This window comes from Flavobacterium bizetiae, from assembly GCF_902804475.1.
Lineage (GTDB): Bacteria > Bacteroidota > Bacteroidia > Flavobacteriales > Flavobacteriaceae > Flavobacterium > Flavobacterium bizetiae.
The window spans coordinates 16,050-36,670 of sequence record NZ_CADCSU010000123.1; the positions used below are offsets into that span (position 1 = coordinate 16,050).

13 protein-coding genes are annotated in these 20,621 nt (G+C 33.9%); 3 read left to right on the forward strand and 10 right to left on the reverse strand.

Going from position 1 to position 20,621, the window contains the following annotated elements; all coding sequences use genetic code 11:
• Positions 1 to 90 precede the first annotated feature (90 nt).
• Positions 91 to 2,637: an ATP-dependent Clp protease ATP-binding subunit gene (locus FLACOL7796_RS17020; RefSeq protein WP_173971931.1), complete on the reverse strand. Its 2,547-nt coding sequence runs from the start codon at positions 2,635 to 2,637 to the stop codon at positions 91 to 93.
• 258 nt (positions 2,638 to 2,895) lie between these two features.
• Here FLACOL7796_RS17020 and gyrA point away from each other — a divergent pair, with 258 nt between their 5' ends.
• Complete coding sequence (gyrA, locus tag FLACOL7796_RS17025; protein WP_173971932.1) at positions 2,896 to 5,535, forward strand: DNA gyrase subunit A; 2,640 nt, start codon at positions 2,896 to 2,898, stop codon at positions 5,533 to 5,535.
• 38 nt (positions 5,536 to 5,573) lie between these two features.
• Positions 5,574 to 6,842, forward strand: coding sequence for a tetratricopeptide repeat protein (locus FLACOL7796_RS17030; RefSeq protein WP_173971933.1), 1,269 nt, complete (start codon positions 5,574 to 5,576; stop codon positions 6,840 to 6,842).
• Positions 6,843 to 6,916: 74 nt separating this feature from the next.
• On the opposite strand, the gene FLACOL7796_RS17035 is transcribed toward FLACOL7796_RS17030, so the two are convergent.
• The 7 genes from FLACOL7796_RS17035 to FLACOL7796_RS17065 all read right to left on the reverse strand — a co-directional run bounded on the left by FLACOL7796_RS17035 (position 6,917) and on the right by FLACOL7796_RS17065 (position 16,321).
• On the reverse strand, positions 6,917 to 7,336 hold the full coding sequence (locus tag FLACOL7796_RS17035) for an OsmC family protein (RefSeq protein WP_173971934.1): 420 nt from the start codon (positions 7,334 to 7,336) through the stop codon (positions 6,917 to 6,919).
• Positions 7,337 to 7,731: 395 nt separating this feature from the next.
• Positions 7,732 to 9,723 carry a DUF349 domain-containing protein gene (locus FLACOL7796_RS17040; protein ID WP_173971935.1) on the reverse strand — a complete coding sequence of 664 codons (1,992 nt, stop codon included), beginning with the start codon at positions 9,721 to 9,723 and terminating at the stop codon, positions 7,732 to 7,734.
• Between the two features lie 248 nt (positions 9,724 to 9,971).
• A complete protein-coding gene (locus FLACOL7796_RS17045) occupies positions 9,972 to 10,721 on the reverse strand; it encodes a lipid A phosphoethanolamine transferase (protein WP_173971936.1) in 750 nt (249 codons plus the stop codon).
• A gap of 70 nt (positions 10,722 to 10,791) precedes the next feature.
• The gene (locus FLACOL7796_RS17050; RefSeq protein ID WP_173971937.1) at positions 10,792 to 11,541 is read right to left on the reverse strand and encodes a shikimate dehydrogenase family protein; all 750 of its coding nucleotides are present in this window, start codon (positions 11,539 to 11,541) and stop codon (positions 10,792 to 10,794) included.
• A complete protein-coding gene (locus FLACOL7796_RS17055) occupies positions 11,541 to 12,938 on the reverse strand; it encodes a tetratricopeptide repeat protein (protein ID WP_173971938.1) in 1,398 nt (465 codons plus the stop codon). Before FLACOL7796_RS17055 ends, FLACOL7796_RS17050 begins: the two co-directional genes overlap by 1 nt.
• A 276-nt stretch (positions 12,939 to 13,214) precedes the next feature.
• Positions 13,215 to 14,411 carry an aspartate aminotransferase family protein gene (locus FLACOL7796_RS17060; protein WP_173971939.1) on the reverse strand — a complete coding sequence of 399 codons (1,197 nt, stop codon included), beginning with the start codon at positions 14,409 to 14,411 and terminating at the stop codon, positions 13,215 to 13,217.
• Positions 14,412 to 14,674: 263 nt separating this feature from the next.
• Entirely contained in the window at positions 14,675 to 16,321 is a 1,647-nt protein-coding gene (locus FLACOL7796_RS17065; protein ID WP_173971951.1) for an OstA-like protein, read from the reverse strand.
• Between the two features lie 404 nt (positions 16,322 to 16,725).
• On the opposite strand from FLACOL7796_RS17065, the gene FLACOL7796_RS17070 reads away from it, so the two are divergent.
• A complete protein-coding gene (locus tag FLACOL7796_RS17070) occupies positions 16,726 to 18,594 on the forward strand; it encodes an alpha-amylase family glycosyl hydrolase (RefSeq protein WP_173971940.1) in 1,869 nt (622 codons plus the stop codon).
• Positions 18,595 to 18,647: 53 nt separating this feature from the next.
• Here FLACOL7796_RS17070 and FLACOL7796_RS17075 read toward each other — a convergent pair whose 3' ends face one another.
• Both FLACOL7796_RS17075 and FLACOL7796_RS17080 read right to left on the reverse strand, forming a co-directional pair.
• Positions 18,648 to 19,592, reverse strand: a complete 945-nt coding sequence (locus FLACOL7796_RS17075; protein WP_173971941.1) for a hypothetical protein — start codon at positions 19,590 to 19,592, stop codon at positions 18,648 to 18,650.
• 239 nt (positions 19,593 to 19,831) lie between these two features.
• Positions 19,832 to 20,614, reverse strand: a complete 783-nt coding sequence (locus FLACOL7796_RS17080) for a superoxide dismutase (RefSeq protein ID WP_173971942.1) — start codon at positions 20,612 to 20,614, stop codon at positions 19,832 to 19,834.
• Positions 20,615 to 20,621 lie beyond the last annotated feature (7 nt).

Below are 20,621 nucleotides of genomic sequence, written 5' to 3' on the forward strand. Positions count from 1 at the left end.
TACTAAAGATACTAATTTATCTAAAAAAAATACCCGTTATGTTATGAAAACGTAACGGGTTTGTTATTTCTGTTATAAAACTTAACTAATTTATTGATTAGTTGGCTCTTCGGCTTTATGTATTTCTACTGATAACTCTTGAGAATCATCTTTCAAATCCATCAGGATTTCATCACCTGAATGTATTTTTGAAGTGATAATCTCTTCAGCCAATAAATCTTCAACATATTTCTGAATTGCTCTTTTTAGAGGTCTGGCTCCAAATTGTCTGTCAAAGCCTTTTTCTGCAATAAATGCTTTTGCTTTGTCAGTAAGATTTAATTTGTATCCTAATTCAGCAATACGAGAATATAGTTTTGTAAGTTCGATTTCGATAATCAAATCAATATCACCTTTTTCTAATGCATTAAATACGATTACGTCATCAATTCTGTTTAAGAATTCCGGTGCAAAAGTTTTCTTTAATGCATTTTCGATAATGCTCTTAGAGTTTTCATCGGCCTGAGCTACTTTCGCAGCAGTTCCGAATCCTACACCTTGTCCGAAATCTTTCAACTGACGTGCTCCAACATTCGATGTCATGATAATGATAGTGTTTTTAAAGTCGATTTTGCGACCTAAACTATCTGTTAAATATCCGTCATCTAAAACCTGAAGCATCATATTAAACACATCCGGATGCGCTTTCTCGATTTCGTCTAAAAGTACCACACAATATGGTTTTCTGCGAACTTTTTCAGTAAGCTGACCACCTTCTTCGTAACCAACGTATCCCGGAGGCGCTCCAACTAAACGGGAGATAGCAAATTTTTCCATGTATTCGCTCATGTCGATACGAACTAACGCATCTTCAGAATCGAATAATTCTTTTGCTAAAACTTTTGCTAATTGGGTTTTACCAACTCCAGTCTGACCTAAGAAAATGAACGAACCAATTGGTTTGTTAGGATCTTTAAGTCCGGCTCTGTTACGCTGAATAGAACGTGCAATTTTTAAAACTGCTTCGTTTTGACCAATTACTTTATTCTGAATCAATTCAGGTAATTTAGCCAGTTTGTTGCTTTCTGTTTGTGCAATTCTGTTTACAGGAATTCCGGTCATCATAGATACAACATCAGCTACATTATCTTCTGTAACTTCAATTCTGTTGTTTTTAGAATCTTCTTCCCATTGTTCTTGTGCAACGGCAAGATCTTTTTCAATGCGTTTTTCATCATCGCGAAGTTTGGCAGCCTCTTCGTATTTTTGTTTTTTGACTACCATGTTTTTCATTTCACGAACTTCTTCTAACTGACGCTCTAAATCCAAAATTTGTTTCGGAACATCAATGTTAGTAATGTGTACGCGAGAACCCGCTTCGTCAAGAGCATCAATAGCTTTGTCTGGTAAGAAACGCTCAGACATATATCTGTTTGTTAATTTAACACAAGCCTCAATAGCTTCCTGAGTATAGGTTACATTGTGGTGATCTTCGTATTTGTCTTTAATGTTGTTCAAAATCGCAATAGTTTCCTCAACAGATGTTGGCTCTACAATTACTTTCTGGAAACGTCTTTCAAGTGCACCATCTTTCTCGATATATTGTCTGTACTCATCAAGAGTAGTAGCACCAATACATTGAATTTCTCCTCTTGCCAATGCAGGTTTAAACATGTTCGAAGCATCAAGAGATCCTGTTGCTCCGCCAGCGCCTACAATAGTATGAATTTCGTCAATGAAAAGGATGATATCGTCATTTTTCTCCAGCTCGTTCATTACGGCTTTCATTCTCTCTTCAAACTGACCGCGGTATTTTGTTCCTGCTACTAAACTGGCAAGATCAAGTGTAACCACACGTTTGTTGAAAAGAATACGAGATACTTTCTTTTGGATGATGCGTAGTGCAAGTCCTTCTGCAATAGCAGATTTACCAACTCCAGGTTCTCCAATTAAAAGTGGGTTGTTCTTTTTTCTACGGCTTAGAATTTGAGAAACACGTTCGATTTCTTTCTCGCGTCCTACAACCGGATCTAGTTTTCCTTCCTCTGCCATTTCTGTTAAATCTCTCCCAAAATTATCTAAAACCGGAGTCTTAGATTTTTTGTTTGACTTATTGGCTGGATTATTGAAACTACTTTCTTTAAGACTGTCATCTTGTCCTGAATCGTCATTATACGATTCGTTTCTTGGCAAGTTTTCTAAGAATTCTTCTTCGTTTGGAGTCATATTTAAATATTGTTCTTTAGCTATGTCATAATCTATTTTTAGTTTATTCAATAGCTTGGTTGTTGGATCGTTTTCGTTTCGTAAGATACACAATAGCAAGTGCGCCGTGCTAATAGACGAGCTCTGAAATACTTTAGCTTCAAGAAAGGTTGTCTTCAGTGCTCTTTCCGCCTGACGCGTAAGATGAAGATTTTTCTTCTCTGCATTTACTTCAACGCTTTGATTGGCTGGGCTCAGTATTTCTACCTTCCTGCGTAAATGATCTAGATCGACTGCAAGGTTATTAAGAATATGAATAGCTTTTCCGTTTCCATCCCTTAAAATGCCTAGCATTAGATGTTCAGTACCAATAAAGTCGTGGCCCAAACGTAAGGCTTCCTCTTTACTGTAGGTAATAACATCTTTTACTCTTGGTGAAAAATTATCATCCATAATATATAATTGGTATTGTAAATTTAGTGAATTAGTGTTTGAAAAACAAAAACCATACCCTTAAGGAACTCCTGACAGCTAAGAGACAAAAAAAATAGCAATAAAAGCGTTAAAATGTGCTTAATTTATTAACTAAAAGCGAAAATAAAGTTGTTAATAAATCATTGAAATAAGTGTAAGGAAATAGCTGAAAAAATTCCAAAAAAACGTATCTTGGCACGCTTTGAAACTAATATAATTATTTAAACATAACAACTTATGTCTGAAGGAGAAAAGTTAATTCCTATTAACATTGAAGATGAAATGAAATCTGCTTACATCGATTATTCGATGTCAGTAATTGTATCGAGAGCGCTTCCTGATGTTAGAGATGGCTTGAAACCAGTGCATCGAAGAGTTCTTTACGGAATGTATGATTTAGGTGTAACTTCAAGATCTGCCCACAAAAAGTCTGCAAGAATCGTAGGAGAGGTTCTGGGTAAGTATCACCCACACGGGGATACTTCTGTTTATGATGCAATGGTTCGTATGGCTCAGGAATGGAGTATGCGTTATTTATTAGTGGATGGTCAGGGTAACTTTGGGTCTGTTGATGGTGACAGTCCTGCAGCAATGCGTTATACTGAGGCCAGAATGCGCAAAATATCTGAAGATATTATGGCGGATATCGAAAAAGAAACAGTTGATTTTCAATTGAACTTTGATGATACTTTATATGAGCCAAAAGTAATGCCTACAAGAGTTCCTACTTTATTAGTAAACGGAGCAACAGGTATTGCAGTTGGTATGGCGACAAATATGCCTCCACACAATTTAACTGAAGTTATCAACGGTACATTAGCGTATCTTGATAATAACGATATTGAAGTTGACGAATTAATGACACATATTAAAGCTCCGGATTTTCCAACCGGTGGTGTGATATATGGTTATGAAGGAGTTCGTGAAGCTTTTAAAACCGGTAGAGGACGTATTGTAATGCGTGCTAAAGTTGGTTTTGAAGAAGTTGACGGAAGAGAATGTATCATCGTAACGGAGATTCCGTATCAGGTGAACAAAGCTGAAATGATCAAACGTACGGCTGATTTGGTTAACGACAAAAAAATTGAAGGTATTGCAAATATTCGTGACGAATCAGATAGAAACGGTATGCGTATCGTTTATATCCTGAAACGTGATGCTACGCCAAACGTAGTATTGAATACCTTATATAAATTTACATCATTACAATCTTCTTTTAGTGTAAACAATATTGCATTAGTAAAAGGTCGCCCGCAAATGTTGAATCTAAAAGATATGATTCACTATTTTATCGAGCACCGTCATGATGTAGTAGTTCGTAGAACTCGTTTTGAATTACGTAAAGCAGAAGAAAGAGCGCATATTTTAGAAGGATTAATTATTGCTTCTGATAATATTGATGAAGTAATTGCAATCATTAGAGGTTCTAAAAATACTGAAGAAGCTCGTGAGAAATTAATCGAAAGATTTAATTTGTCAGATATTCAGGCTCGTGCAATTGTTGAGATGCGTTTACGTCAGTTAACAGGTCTGGAGCAAGATAAATTAAGAGCTGAGTTTGACGAATTGATGAAGTTAATCGAACATTTGAAAGCGTTATTGGCAGATGTAGATTTAAGAACAAACTTAATTAAAGAAGAGCTAGAAGAAATCCGTGAGAAATACGGAGACGAGCGTCGTTCTACTATTGAATATTCTGGTGGAGATGTAAGTATAGAAGATTTGATTGCTGATGAAAATGTGGTTATTACAATTTCTCACGCAGGTTATATCAAACGTACTAACCTAACAGAATACAAAACTCAAAATAGAGGTGGAGTTGGGCAAAAAAGCGCAGGAACAAGAGATCAGGATTTCCTTGAGCATATGTTCGTTGCAACCAATCACCAATATATGATGTTCTTTACGCAAAAAGGAAAATGTTTCTGGATGCGTGTTTACGAAATTCCTGAAGGAAGCAAAACTGCAAAAGGTAGAGCAATTCAGAACTTAGTAAACATTGAAAGCGATGATAAAGTAAAAGCTTTCATTTGTACACAAGACTTAAAAGACAAAGATTATATCAACAGTCATAATCTTGTAATGGTAACTAAGCAAGGTCAGGTTAAGAAAACTTCTTTAGAGAAATATTCTAAACCAAGAGTAAATGGTGTTGCCGCAATTACAATTAAAGAAGGTGATGAGTTACTTGAAGCAAAATTAACTAACGGAGAAAGCCAAATTATCTTAGCTGTTAAGTCTGGTAAATTGGTTCGTTTTGAGGAAACTAAAACACGTCCGATGGGAAGAACAGCTTCTGGAGTTCGTGGAATTACCTTAAAAGACGATACTGATGAAGTAATTGGTATGGTTACAGTTGATAAAGAAAATGTAAACGATACACAGATTTTAGTTGTAACTGAAAACGGATACGGTAAACGTACTAAATTAGTTGATGACGATGGAGAGGATGTTTACAGAATCACAAACCGTGGAGGTAAAGGTGTTAAAACACTTAATATCACAGAGAAAACCGGAAAATTAATTTCTATTAGCAACGTAACTGATGCTGATGATTTAATGATCATCAATAAATCTGGATTAACAATCAGAATGGCAATTGAAGATTTACGTGTAATGGGTCGCGCAACGCAAGGTGTTCGATTGATTAACTTAAAAGGTAAAGATTCTATCGCTGCTGTAACAAAAGTAATGAAAGATGATGTTGCAGAAGTTGTTGTTGACGAAGACGGAAATGTTATCGAATCTGCTATCGAAAGAGTAAAACCGGATTTAGAAGTTCTTGAAGACGAAGGTCCTGTAGAAGATGACGACGACGATACTGATGAAGAAATCGAAGACGAAGATGATTCTGACGAAGAAGAATCTGAAGAATAAATAAAACCCACTTATAATTAAATATACAATTGAATATTATGAAAAGTAAATATGTAATACTTGCGTCAGCATTATTGATTTCAGTAGCTACTTTTGCTCAAAAAGATCAGATAAAAAGTGCTGAAAAGGCTTTAAAAGGAGGAGATTCTCAGGGAGCAATTACAATCCTTAATGATGCAGAAAATATGATAGCAAATGCTAAAGATGTTGAGCAAGCTCAGTTCTACTCTGTAAAAGCAAATGCTTATTTAGATTTAGCAAACAAAAAAACAGACGAAAGTAAAAACCTTTCTCTTGCTGCTGAAAACTATAAAAAGTTAATTGATGTTGAAAAAGCTTCAGGAAAATTAAAATATTCTACTCAGGCTGCAGCTTCTATCACTGAAATCAAAGGAAAGTTGATTAACTCAGCTATCGCAGATTCTCAGGCTGGTAAAAATGTTGAAGGAGCAAAAAAATTATATGATGCTTATTTGTTAGAGAAAAAAGATACAATCAATTTGTATTATGCAGCTTCAACAGCAGTAAATGCTCAGGATTTTGATCTTGCATTGCCAATGTACGAAGAGTTAAAACAATTAAACTACTCAGGAAAAGGAACTAGCTATTTAGCAGTTAATAAAATTTCTGGTAATGAGGATGTTTTTAACAGTGCAAAAGACAGAGATTTAGCTGTAAAATTAGGAACTCACGAAAAACCTAAAACAGAAGCTATTCCTTCTAAAAGAGGAGAGATCTACAAAAACTTAGCTTTAATTTTAGTTCAAAAAGGACGTAGTGAAGATGCTAAAAAAGCAATCGCTGATGCAAGAAAAGCAAATCCGGAAGATACTTCTTTGATTCTTACTGAAGCTAACTTATACTTAGAGTCTAAAGATTTTGAAACTTACAAAAAATTAGTTGGTGAAGCTTTAGAAAAAGAACCAAACAATGCCGATTTAGTATTTAACCTTGGAGTTCTTAGTGCTAATGCAAAAAATAATGCAGATGCTGAGAAATACTATTTAAAAGCGTTAGAAATCAATCCAAATTACACAAATGCTTATCTTAACCTTGCAGCTTTAAAATTAGAAGCTGAAAAGCCAATTATTGATGAGATGAACAAATTGGGTACTTCTGCAAAAGATATGAAACGTTACGATGTGTTGAAAGCACAAAGAGAAAACGTTTTTAGAGGAGTTATTCCTTACCTTAAAAAAGCAAATGAGTTAGATCCTAAAAACGAAGATGTTTCTAAAACATTATTAGGAGTTTACAAAGCTTTAGAAATGACTGCTGAGGCAAAAGCATTAAAAGCTACAATGTAATTCTAAAAAAAAGCTTATTACATAAAAAAAGATCCCGTTGCAAAACGGGATCTTTTTTTTATGCCTGAAAATAATTAGCTAACTAGTTCAACAGACAATGTAATTGTTGTGTTTAAAAGTTTTGAAATCGGGCAGATTTCTTTTGCTTTGTTTGCTGTCTTTTCAAATTCTTCAGCTGAAATATTAGGAACTTTACCTTTTAAATCTAAATGAATTAAAGTTATAGATCCGTTTTCAAAAGTAACTGTCGCTTCTGTATTTAAATCATCTGCAGTAAAACCTCCTTCGTTAAGTAAAAAACTTAATTGCATCGTAAAACAGCCAGAATGAGCTGCTGCAACTAATTCTTCAGGATTTGTTCCAACTCCGTCTGCGAATCTTGTTTTAAATGATAATTGAGCATTATCTAGTGTAGTACTTTGAGTACTGATTTTTCCTGTTCCTTCCATGCCAGTTCCTTTCCAGTTGGCATTTGCTTTTCTTGTAAATTTCATTTTCGTTGTTATTAGGATTAATAATTGAATTTGTTCTTTTTATTGATTATCAATAGATAATGTGGTTTATCAAATATAATCAATATTTTACAGAATTATTTTATGAAGTTGAATTGGAAATGTTAAGCTTAGGGTTTTAAGTTTTAGGTTGAAATGAGATTAAGTTTGGAGTGAAATAAAGGTTGTAGTGAATTTTACCGCAAAGCACGCAAAGATTTTTTTATATACTAGGATTTGATAAAACGCAAAGTTCGCAAAGCTTTGTGTTTATCTAGCTTTGCGAACTTTGCGTATCCCGATAGCTATCGGGATTGTGAGCTTTGCGGTAAAATTACCCCAACAAAAAAGGTGCAATGAATTTATTACACCTAATTTATTTTTTAATTGTTTAAATCTTATTCCTGACCTAAATTTCGTAATTGTTTCAACTTATCTTTCCAAAGCTCAAGGCTTTCTTTATGGATGGCGATGTTTTTACGAACTTCAAGAACAATTGAATTCTCTTTTTTAGCGTTTTTGGTATTAGCAAAGAACTGAATGTTATTTTCTAATTGGAAAATCTCATTTTGAACTTCTTCAATTTTACGCATTAAGAAGATCTTTTCGTTATCTAATTTACGAGTATCGTTACTGTCAGATAATGAATCAATGCGATTAGAGAAACGCATCATTTCAGTTTCTTTTTTACTCAAACTTAGTTTTTCAAAAAGAGCATCCAGTATTTTGTTGAATTTTCCTTCAATATGACGTCTTGAAAAAGGAACTTTTCCGTAGCCTTTCCAGATTTCGATATGCGCTTTAATAGCATCAAGATCAGTTTTGTGATCACCGGTTAATTGGTAAGCTCTTAAAATGTCTAAGTATGCTTTTTTATTGTCGAAAGCAGCAACTTCGTCAACGTTTTCTTCAGATTTGTGCTCTTTTAATTTATCGAAATAATGATTGCACGCATCTTTAAATTCTTTCCAGATTTTATCTGAATATTTTTTAGGAACGTGACCAATTTGTTTCCACTCTTCCTGAATTTGTTTCATGATTGGAGTAGTGGCAGCAAAATCTGTACTTTCCTGCAATTCTTTGGCTTTTGCAACAAGAGCCATTTTTTTATTCAAATTGTCGTTTTGATCCTTTTTAATGTCTTTGTAAAACGAATTTTTAAAAGAATTAAAGTTTCTAACGGCAGTTTTAAAAGCAGCCCAGGTTTCTTCATTTACTTCAGATGGTACTTTTCCGGCAGCAAAAAACTCATTTCTAAGTGCTTCTACTTTTTGAATTTGTACTAACCATTGAGAGTGAGAGTTTACTTTTTCAGTTCCTAAAACCTCAATTTTACCAATGATTTCTTTTTTAACTTCAAGGTTTTTTTGTTCGTTTGCTCTTTGACTTTCAAACAAAACTTCTCTTTTATCGTGAATTTTTTTAGTCAGTTCGCTAAATTTATTCCAGATTACATCACGGTGTTCTTTGGAAACAGGTCCGATATCTTCTTTCCATATTCTGTGTAAATCCTGTAATTCACGGAATGCTTTGCTAATGTCAGTTTCGTTTGCTAACTCTTCTACACGAGCAATTATTTTTTGCTTTTGCTCCAGATTGTATTTAAAATCTAAATCTCTGGCCTCACGATCTAAATGCAGATAATCATAAAAATTTTCTACATGAAAATGGTAATTATTCCAAACGTGATTGTATTTGTCTTTTGGGATTGCTCCGGCATTTTTCCATCTTTCTCTTAAATCATTAAAATGTTTCAGAGTGTCTTTGATGTTTTCCTGCGGATTGATAAGTTCTTTAAGTTCTTCTACAATCGCAAGTCTGTTGTCTAAATTCGATTTTAGATTAGTTTGTAAATGCTTGAAATGAGCATTTCTTTTTTCTCTAAAAACATTATAATATTCGTCAAATTTAGATTTTAACGGAGAATGATATTCAAATTCCTCATTCGGGTCTTGTTTAGAAGCATTAAATTCTTCTTTTTTCTCCTCTATAAGGTGGTTGTATTGTAGTAAAAATGATTTTTTAATTTCTTCGATATGATCTTTTACAGACATTACTTTATCTGTATTGATCAATTTCTTAAGCTCATCAACAAGTGCATCCAAAGAAAAAGTATCATAATCCTGCATAGGAATGTCATGACGCTCTTTTAGCGTTTCATCTTCACTTTCTTCGGCGTTCGAATTGGTTATAGCATCTAATGCAGTCTGATGATTGGTTTCTGTTTCTTCGGCTGTAGCTTCTGCTTCAGTTTCAGTTTCTGAAGTCGAAATTTCAGCAGCTGTTTCAGGCTCCGATGTTTCAATTGCATTATCTTGTATAGAATCGCTAATCTCGATTTCTAATTTTCCGTCTGCTTCTTGCAGGTTATCATTCTTTTCTTCTAACATTTTAAATGTATAAGGTTTTTATTTTAAACAGAGCGAAAGATACTAAAGGTGTTTCTAAATACAAAATAAATCGTTTGTTTATACGCTTTTTTAAGATGAAATTCCTATTTATTGCGGTATTTTAGGAATATGATCTTGGTTTTTTGGCTGATTTTTTTGAAGTAAATTTAAATTTCGGATTAATAGAAATTTTAGAAAAATCAAATTAAATTAATATTCTAAAGTTGAAATTTTAGTTTTCTTTCAAATTAAAATAAAATAAGCATGCCAACTTCGATACCGTAATTGTAAGATTTATGTCCTCCAAAAGCAATGCTGGGATGAATATAAGCCATATCATTTTGGGTTATTTTTCGTCCGAATTCTATAAAAGCATTATTGGGATAACCTTTGGTCGTGGCATTATATCGAAATGCAACATCAGCAGCAATCCAGTTTTTTCCGATGATGTACATGAAATAATTTTCGAATGCCGTTGTATTTACATCTTGTCTATTGTCTGATCCGGCAAAGCTTATCTGGTTTTCTAAAGAAGCGATCCAAAGCATCTTTTTTTCTATAAGATAACTTCCGTAAAATAGGGCAGGGGCGAAAACCCATTTTCCGGTGCCTATGGCGGGATGTGCAGCCGAGTTTGAAATAATCCGGGCTCTAAATGCGATTCCTTTGTTATGTTCTAAATAAGGGATATAACTTATGCCAACACCAATATCTCCAATTCCGGTTTTATTGACAGAAGAAGTATTGGTAGAGATTAAAGGAAGGTCTACTCGTAAATTCCAGGCTCTGTTAGCAATAGGATGTAAAAAACGAAGTTGTGTAGTATTATACGATCCGGAATCAGTATCCAGATATTCATTAAAAAGTAAAATAGTTTTTAAATAATAATGATACCGCGCCTCAGTGTAAGGATTCTCTTTAGGTTCTAAAGTATCCTGAGCTTTTACCGAAAGAGTAATTAAAAAGCTTAATAAATAAAATAACTGTAATTTATTCATAACTACTTATTAATGAGTAGTCTAAAATTAAGTAAATTACAGTTATTTTTTCTTTATGTCTTTAGTTTTTTTATTTGTTCCAGATTTTCCAGGCTTTTTCTGCCTGAAAAATAAGCATGTCGTAACCGTTTTTTATTACGGCACCTTTTGCTTTGGCATTTTTTAAAAACTGAGTTTCTGCCGGATTGTAAATTAAATCGTAAGCGATGTGTTTATCTGTAAAAAACTCATAAGGAAGATCAGGACAAGCTTCTATATTAGGGCTTGTACCAACAGGCGTACAATTGATTATGATTTTAAAATTATCAAAAGTAGTAGCATTGATAAAATTGTAATCGATGATGTTTTCTTTTGCTTCTCTTGATACAAATGTATACGGAATGCCAAGTTCATCCAGTGCAAAGGCAACACCTTTTGAGGCGCCGCCTGTGCCCAGAATAAGTGCTTTTTTATGATGCGGTTCTAATAATGGTTCTAATGATTTTTTGAAACCATAATAATCCGTGTTATATCCTTTTAATTTACCGTTTTTGGTAAATTTAATCGTATTTACGGCGCCAATTAAAGCCGCTTTCTTTGAAAGTTTATCTAAGAAGGGAATCACTTGCTCTTTATACGGAATCGTAACGTTTAGACCTTTTAAATCCGGATTGTTTTTTACTAATTCAGTGAAATAATTAATTTCGGAGATGTCAAAGTTCTCGTAGCTGTTGCCGGCGAAAACTTCATCACTAAATTTTTCTGTAAAATATCCTTTTGAAAATGAGTAACTAATATTACGGCCTAACAAGCCAAAACGTCTTCTTAAAATATCAATCATTATTGTTTTCTGTGTTTTTCGATGTAATTTTTAACCATTTTTTTTGTCCATACTACCGGAAATAAATCTTCGATTAAGATGTAATTATCAAAGTTTAAACGCAAACCATTGCTTAAATGAAATTTTGCTTTGGTATTGTCCTGAATCATGAAATACAATCCTGCCAAACGATATTCGATTTCGTTTTCTTCAGGAAAATATTCAGATGCTTGTAATAAAGTCTGAATAGCACTTTCGAACTCGCCTAAAAATTGAAGGATATCAACCCAAAACAACCAGGTGTCTAAAGCATAATCTCCAAATTCTACTGCTTTTCTATAACCAAATTCAGCTTCTTCAAAAAAGTTCATTTGCTTATTGATTGTCGCATAACGTTTCCAGTACAAACGATTTTGATTGTCGATAGCTAATGCTTTATTAACAAAAAATAACGCTTTTTGAAAGTTTTTCTGGCGAACATAAAAATCAGTAATGGCAATCCATCCTTTATCTAAAAGCGGATCTTCATGTACAGTTTGATTGTAATATTGAAGCGCTTTTACGGCATTACCTAATTTTTCGTAGCATTTACCAATACGCAATAGCGCATAAGATGTTGCATCGTCTAACTCGATGGTGCGGTTGTAGCTTTCGATTGCTTCGCTGTATTTTTTAAGACGCTCATACGCTTTTGCTTTTTCCATGAAAGCACCTAAAAACTCATCGTCGATTAGGGTTGCATAGTCAAAAGCACGAATTGCGTTTTCGTATTCTTTTACACCATAATGCAAACGTCCGAGCTGGTGCCAGGCGATTTCGCTGTATGGGTTTTTGTTGATGTATTCGTTTAAATATACAATGGCTTCCTGGTTTTGATCTAAAAATTCAAAACAATATACCACGTTATATAAGGCAGACTGATCTTCTAAATCTTCTTCAAGACATTTGATAAAACTGTCTTTTGCCATCTCAAGGTTATCCATAAAAAGATATTCCATTCCAATCAGGTTGTACACATCGGCGTAGTCATCTGTATATTGCAGGGCAATTTTAAGTAATTCTACTGCTTTTTCGTGTTGATCTCTTTTAGAGCAAATATTAGCTTTCTGGATGTAAATTTCCTCGTTATTAGGTTCTATTGCATATAACTCGTTCAGGAGTTTTTCGGCGATTTCTAGTTTGTCGTCGTAAACCAACATTTCTACTTGTACTAATTTTAAGCCCGTAGATTTTGGGTGTTGGTCTAATGCAAGTTTCAAGGCCTTCTTTGCTAAATTAGCCTTGCCTATGTCTAAATAATGAAGAATAATTTCTTCGAATTCTTCAGAATCAAAAAAGAGTACTTTGTTAGTTTTTAACATCGACTCAAATTTGGATAGGGATAGGTTATAATCTTCTTCTTCGTTGCTTAATTGCATACTGTCTTTATTTGAAATTAGCCTGTTATAAATTTAGGCAACCATATTATTGTTGTGAGGAATGAGAATTAATTGTTGTGAACAATTTAATTAACAATATGGACAGAATTTCTATTCTGTTTTAGGTTATAATCTTTTGATGTTTAAAAGATTAAATTCGATTATTATTCTATATCTTGTTTTTAACCGGGAGTTCTGGCCCTGATGGCAGCGATATCCTTTTGTTTCCGCCACGGCGGACAAAAGATTTAGCGAACAGCAGGAAATAGCTCCTAATTAAACTACTTGTTCTTTTTTCAATATTTCATCCATAACATTTAAGATTATGGCACAACCTTCTTTTATTTCTTCGTCAGAAATGGTTAATGGTGGTGTTATTCGTATTGCGCATCCTTCAAACAGCAACCAGAATAAAATGAGGCCTTTATCCTGACAGTTTAAAATAACCTGATTGGTTATTTCGGCACTTTCTGTCATGGCGGCAAGCATTAATCCTTTTCCTCTAACTTCCTTTATCAAAGGATGTACCAAAAGCGATCTGAAGAGTTTTTCTTTGTTTAGGGTCTCTTGCATCAAATTTGTTTCAGTTAATTCCTGCAAAGTGGCTAAACAGGCTGACGCAATGACAGGATGACCTCCAAAAGTGGTTATATGCCCTAATTTTGGGTTTTCGGTCAAAAGATCCATTTTTTCTGCCGAGGCTGTAAAAGCTCCTACGGGCATTCCGCCACCCATTCCTTTTCCCATAACGACGATATCCGGAACTACGTCATAGTTCTGAAAACCAAATAGTTTTCCAGTTCTTCCAAATCCAGGCTGAATTTCGTCTACAATCATCATCGCTCCAACCTCATCGCAACGTTCGCGTACTTTTTGCAGATAATTATTTTCCGGCTGAATAAATCCGGCGCCTCCCTGAATGGTTTCTAAAAGTATAGCGGCTGTTCTGGTGGTTATTTTTTGTAAATCTTCCTCGTTATTGAAGGTGACAAAATCAACATCGGGAAGCAATGGTCGAAAGGCTTGTTTGCGTTCTTCGAATCCCATAACACTCATAGATCCCATTGTGTTACCGTGATAAGCGTTGTGACATGAAATAAGCTGACTGCGACCTGTGGTTCGTTTGGCTAATTTTAACGCGCCTTCGATAGCTTCTGTACCTGAATTGACTAAGTAAGTTTTGTTTAAAGATTCTGGCAGGAGGGAAGCCATAAGTTTGCAATATTCTACGGCCGGGCTTTGAGAATATTCACCATACACCATAACGTGAGAATACTTATCAAGCTGATCTTTAATAGCCTGATTGACTCTCGGGTGTTGATGTCCAAGTGTACATGCCGAAACTCCGGCAACAAAATCTAAATATTTTTTATCGCTTGTATCGTAAATATAGGAACCAATGGCGTGAGAAACTTCCATTCCGAGTGGGTAAGGAGAAGTTTGTGCCTGGTATTTTATAAAATCTGGATTCATTTTTTTTTAAGGTTCTAAGTTTAGTCTCAGTCTCGGATTTCGGTCTCAGTGTAAAACTGAAAACTATGACTTGATACTGTGACTAAATACTGTAACTGAATTTAACCGCAAAGATCGCAAAGTTTTATGCAATGGTCGCAAAGCTGGAGTCAAGTTTATATTATTAAAATGCAAAGTTCGCAAAGCTTTACGATTGAAAACTGCGACTTTGACTTTTTTTACTGCAAAGATAAGAAACTGAAAACGGCGACTGCGACTGAAAACTATTTCTTGGTCTTAGCGGTTGCTTTCGTAGTACTTGTTTTAGCAGCGGGTTTCTTTTTGTCGTAATCAAGGGTTTCTTTCCTGACTTTCATCGGGGTGGTTTTGTCCTTGGCTTCCTGGTCTTTTCCTTCCTGTACTAATTTGTCGTTGAGTTCATTGTCTTCGGCGCTAAAGATATCGTCTTTCGACTTTATTCGTTCATCGCCTCGCCAGCGTAAGCCTTTTAGTTTACGTGCGTTTTCTGGCAAATCGGCTTCGGGATAAATATCTCCGTCGACTTTATTAAAAAATGTAATGGTTTCGATGTCATTATTTTCTAAAATAAGATTGATTTTACTACTTACATTTTTATTGATTCCGATAAGCTCATGATCATCATTTCGCATGTAATAGACGACTTCGGTATTTTTGATTACATCGACATCATGTAATTTTCCGTCTTTGAATTTTCCAAATAAATTGAGTCCCTTGACCTGATTATAACCGGTTCCGAGGGTATCCCGCGAGACTATAAACGTATTGTTGAGGACCTTTAAGGAATCTATTTTTTTGGTCGTATTGTCACCAATTAAATGCATGATATCTCCTGTGATCTGACTTTCTCCGTTCCATAGAATCGGATTTCCGATAAGTTTTGTTAAGGCACTTTTAGAATTTGAATGAATTGAATCACATTTTCCGCTCATGTCTATTTTATAGAAACGAACGTTTTTATAAGCTCTTAAAATTCGTTCGCCTTCTTTGCCCGTAACCATTAATTTTTGTCCGTGAATGTAAAGGGAATCTTTTTCAACAAGATTTATGGCTACGGCTCTTTTGGTTACAAACATCGAATCTTTTAGTTTGTAAATTTCGGCATAATGACCTTTTACGATTCCTTTATTGATAGAGTCAGTAATTTTTACATTTCGGGTTGCAGAAGCAAATTCAATATTTCGATTGTAGTATAAACTATCGCCTTCTATCAGTCGATCATCGTATTTTATGTACGATCTCCTTAAAAAATGAGCGAGATTTTTTTTCGTATCATAAAATCCTTTTTCGGTATAAATATAATTCGCCTGACTTGTAATTGTTGATGGTCCGAACAAATAGGTGTGTCCTGAATTGCTGTAATAGTCTAAATGATTTGATTTTATAACATACTTAGGATTGGTAATCGTAACTTCTGTCAGGAATTGAAACTTCTTCTCAGCAACAAAATATCTTCCTGATTTACTTACCAAAGTATTGTCTTTATTAACGATTGTACCTTTTGTATTGTAAAAAACCTGTTGAATATTGCGATCAAAATTAATCGTATCTGTGCGCAAAGTAGCATCTGGAGAACTCATTACGGCATCTCCGGTTGCAAAAGCTTTTTTTGAATTTCCGCTATATTCGGCATATTTACTGTTCAGGAACAAAGTATCACCTTGAACTAATTGTACGTTACCAAAAGCTTTAAGGTAGTTTTCTTTCTTAAAAACGTAGGCTTTATTACACGTTAATACAATCCCGTCGTGATTTACTTTTACGTTTCCGGTCAATAAAACTCCGTCTGGTACAAGGACTTCATTGACTTCTACCAAATCTGCATTTTCAATATTAATTGTTTTCGGCTTTGGTGCTTGGGCAAAAATGGATTGTACGCTTAACAATAGCAGACAATATGATATGAAAAAGAATGATTTCCTCAATTGATTAAATTTTTGTCAAATTTATGAAAAAGGTTAGAACCTTTAGTGATATTGTGATTAATTTAATTGTTTCTTTTTAGGTGCAAAGGTTCAAAGTAACAAAGGTTCAGAGGTTTTATAAATTCTTCTAATTTTTAATAATTAATTCTTTTTGGTTTAGGTTGGCAAAGGTTTGCAGGCATTTAATCTTTGTTCCTTTGCATCTTTGCGACTTTGAACCTTATATTAATTATCAACAAAATGGAGTACTCTTTCGTTGTAGTTGTTTTTTTAAACTAAAATAAAAGCAAAAATGATTTTTGTTTCCTTTTCCATTTAAAAATAAAGCTAAATTTAGAAATTCAGAAACGAATTAGTTTATAGAACGAATTATGATAAATAAAAAAGTTTTTGTTGCAGGATTGGCTGCAACCATGCTATTTTCTGCATGTAAAACCAAAGATTTAAAAATGAATAAAAAAGAAGAAACTCCTGCTTATAGGAAAATTGTAGTATATCAGGTTTTTACCCGTTTGTTTGGAAATAAAAATACAACCAATAAGTCCTGGGGAACGATTGAAGAAAATGGAGTTGGAAAATTTAATGATTTTACAGACAATGCGCTTCACGAAATTAAAGATTTAGGCGTAACTTATATTTGGTATACCGGTGTTCCGCATCATGCTTTGGTGAGGGATTATAAAGCTTACGGAATTTCTGATGATGATCCGGAAGTGGTAAAAGGCCGTGCAGGATCGCCATATGCAGTAAAAGATTATTATAATGTAAATCCTGATCTGGCGTTGAATCCGGCAAACAGATTGCAGGAATTTGAAGATTTGATTGCACGCACTCACAAAGCAGGTCTGAAAGTTATTATTGACATTGTACCGAATCACATTGCAAGAAAATATGAAGGAAAAAATAATCCTGAAGGGGTTAAGGATTTTGGTGCCGATGATGATGTAAATGTAGAATATAGCAGAAATAACAATTTTTATTATATCCCAAACAGTCATTTTGAAATTCCGGACAATGATATTCCGTTAAATGGAGAAAAAAATCCTTTAGTAGATGGAGTGTTTGATGAGAAACCTGCAAAATGGACAGGAAACGGATCTCGTAAAGTAAAACCGGATCAAAATGACTGGTACGAAACGGTAAAAGTAAATTACGGAGTTCGTCCTGACGGATCTAAAGATTTTCTGGAACTTCCGGCTGGATTTGATCAGAAATCGTATGAGGAACATTTTGCTTTTTGGCAGGATAAAGATGTTCCGGATTCGTGGAAGAAATTTAAATCAATCGCTTTGTATTGGACAGCAAAAGGTGTAGATGGTTTCCGATATGATATGGCCGAAATGGTTCCGTATGAATTTTGGAGTTATATGAACTCGGCGATTAAAATGAAAAATCCGAATGCTTTTTTATTGGCAGAAGTGTATAACCCAAATGAATACCGAAATTATATTCGTTTAGGAAAAATGGATTACTTGTATGATAAGGTCGAAACTTATGATAAACTGAAAGATGTTATTCGCGGGAAATCATCTCCTGATGGATTATCGGATATTCAGAAAAGCTTGTCGGATATTGAACATAATATGCTTCATTTTTTAGATAATCATGACGAACAGCGTTTGGCTTCGCCTGAATTTGCAGGAACACCGGAAAGAGGAAAACCTTTAATGGTGGTTTCTACTACGATTAGCACATCGCCAACAATGGTTTATTTCGGGCAGGAAGTAGGAGAGGCAGGAAACGAAAATGCAGGTTTTGGGACTCGTTCCAGAACTTCTATTTTTGATTATATCGGAGTTCCTAATCACCAACGCTGGATGAATGAAGGTAAATTTGACGGTGGAAAATTATCAGATTCAGAGAAAAATCTACGTGATTTTTATAAACGATTATTAAATTTCTCTATTAATAGCCCGGCTTTGATGGGAAGCTATCAGGAAATTCAATTTGCAAATCGTCAGAATAATGCAGGATATGATGAGTTGCTTTATTCGTATGTTCGTTGGTCTGAAAATCAAAAACTGATTGTAGTTGCAAACTTTTCTTCTGAAAAAACAAGTGAGTTTGAATTGAAAATTCCCGCAGATATTATCTCAAAATGGAATTTGAAAGACGGTGAATATACGCTTACAGATCAATTGTATTTGCAAAATAAAACAAAACTAAATGTAAGTAATGGTGAAGGAAGGGCTAAAGTAAAAATAGCGCCATCTGAATCGTTTATTTATGAGGTGAAATAAAACCTATTGAAACAAAAAAAAAAGGAGATTTATTCTCCTTTTTTTGTTTCTTCTTACATCGATATTCTGGGAATTGTTTTGCCAGGCATTAGTTTGTTTTTTGAATCAAAAACTTTGCGTTCCCTGGTTTTTAGATTGTACACTTCGTAATAGATCATCTTTCCATTTTCGTAAAAATATTCTCTTGATTCTTCTTTGTTTTCAGTTTGTTTTTTATTGATTATGCCTTTTACATAATATTCTGTACGGCTTTCATCTCCTTTATTGTAAAATATCATATCAAGAGTTCCGTCTTTATTATACAATTTATCAAATCCCTGTTTGTTATCAGCATGCCTTTTTAGAGTACCACTACTATTGTAAACTTTAAAAATACCATCTATCGTATTGTTGTAGTCATTTATAGATCCATCTTCAAAATATACGGTTCTAATAGTATTTTTTTGATAGTCGGTTATTCTAAAATCCTCAATTTGTTGCTCTTTTAGTTTTCCTGACGGATAAAATGATTCTTCGGTTAAAACTTTGTCTTTTAATTCTGATTGCGAAAAGATCTCATTTTTAATGGTATTTATAGTTTTCGTTTTTACAAGTACCCCGTTTACAAAAGTAAAAGTTGATTGGTATGCCGTATTCTTAAATCTGAAATAATTCGCTTCTCCGTTTATCAAACCATTTTCATTGATTGAGAAGGTAAAATCTTCGTATTTGTTTTTAAAATGATAACGGCCTGCATTTAGAATTACAATTTCAGATTCAGCTAATTTTTCGTAAAATTTCTTTTGAACTTCTTCGCTAAATTGTTTTATGCTGTCCTGATTGGCGTATAGTTGAACATCTTCATTTTTTATTAGATAAGGTTTTGTTCTGGGATTGGTTCTGTATAAATAATACGATGACGGAAGTTCGGTTCTTTTTTGCGCAAATGAAAGAAAAGGCACAAAAGCAATTATAAAATAAAGGATAATTCTGGTTGGTCTGTTTTGTTTCGTTTGCATCAGTTATTGATTAAGTAAATTATAGAATACATATTTATGTATTTTTCATCGTCTTTTTTAAATGCTAAAGAGGAAATAGAAACGATAAATATAAATTGATGATTGATACTTAACAGGGTAAATAAGTTATTTAAGTATTAGAATAGGTTTTAATATTGAAAAATAGCGCGGTAGAAAGGGAATAGGGAAGATGTAAAGCAAAAAAAAACTGATACTTAAATTGTATCAGCTTTTATCTTTTATACCTTTTTGACTTTCTTTAAAGCCTCAATGTAGTTTTCGTTTACTTTTTCCCAATTAATATGTTCGTAAAAAGCATCAATATAACTTCCTTTTCTATTTTGATAATCGAGATAATAAGCATGTTCCCATAAATCGATTCCTAAAATTGGTGTTCCCGGAATGAGGGCATTTTTCATTAAAGGATTATCCTGATTATCGGTTGTAGTCACTTGTAGTTTTCCGTATCTGTCAACAACCAGCCAAACCCATCCGGATCCAAATTGCTTTGTAGCCTGACCTTTAAATTGATTGGTAAGATTAGTAAAAGAACCAAATTCTTTATTAATCGAGCCCGCAAGAGTATCTTTAGGTGTTTGTGTTTTAGGAGTCAGAACATTAAAATAAAGGGTATGATTGTAATAACCACCTGCATTTTGACGAAGTTTTGCATTGCTGAGATCCATTTTTTTAAGGATATCTTCAATAGGCATATTTTCGAATTCAGTGTTTACAATTTCTTTATTAAAATTGTTCGTGTACGTTAAATAATGTTTAGAATAATGGGTTTCTAAAGTAAGTGTTCTTATTGCAGGAGCCAGACCATCGTATGAATAAGACAACTTAGTCATCTCAAAAGAACCAGGATCTGCTTTTACATCATTTGGTGATCCTATTGTTATTTTCTCTTCTTTAGTTGGTAACGGAACCTCTACAACTTCAGTTAATTTGTTGTTATCATTACATGAAAATAAGAGAAAAAATGAAGCTAAAATGCTGAAATGAACAATGTATTTCTTCATAATATTA

Coding starts and splice junctions, on each gene's coding strand:
- FLACOL7796_RS17020 (WP_173971931.1), bottom strand. CDS start 2,637: ATGGATGATAATTTTTCACCAAGAGTAAAAGATGTTATTACCTACAGT.
- gyrA (WP_173971932.1), top strand. CDS start 2,896: ATGTCTGAAGGAGAAAAGTTAATTCCTATTAACATTGAAGATGAAATG.
- FLACOL7796_RS17030 (WP_173971933.1), top strand. CDS start 5,574: ATGAAAAGTAAATATGTAATACTTGCGTCAGCATTATTGATTTCAGTA.
- FLACOL7796_RS17035 (WP_173971934.1), bottom strand. CDS start 7,336: ATGAAATTTACAAGAAAAGCAAATGCCAACTGGAAAGGAACTGGCATG.
- FLACOL7796_RS17040 (WP_173971935.1), bottom strand. CDS start 9,723: ATGTTAGAAGAAAAGAATGATAACCTGCAAGAAGCAGACGGAAAATTA.
- FLACOL7796_RS17045 (WP_173971936.1), bottom strand. CDS start 10,721: ATGAATAAATTACAGTTATTTTATTTATTAAGCTTTTTAATTACTCTT.
- FLACOL7796_RS17050 (WP_173971937.1), bottom strand. CDS start 11,541: ATGATTGATATTTTAAGAAGACGTTTTGGCTTGTTAGGCCGTAATATT.
- FLACOL7796_RS17055 (WP_173971938.1), bottom strand. CDS start 12,938: ATGCAATTAAGCAACGAAGAAGAAGATTATAACCTATCCCTATCCAAA.
- FLACOL7796_RS17060 (WP_173971939.1), bottom strand. CDS start 14,411: ATGAATCCAGATTTTATAAAATACCAGGCACAAACTTCTCCTTACCCA.
- FLACOL7796_RS17070 (WP_173971940.1), top strand. CDS start 16,726: ATGATAAATAAAAAAGTTTTTGTTGCAGGATTGGCTGCAACCATGCTA.
- FLACOL7796_RS17075 (WP_173971941.1), bottom strand. CDS start 19,592: ATGCAAACGAAACAAAACAGACCAACCAGAATTATCCTTTATTTTATA.
- FLACOL7796_RS17080 (WP_173971942.1), bottom strand. CDS start 20,614: ATGAAGAAATACATTGTTCATTTCAGCATTTTAGCTTCATTTTTTCTC.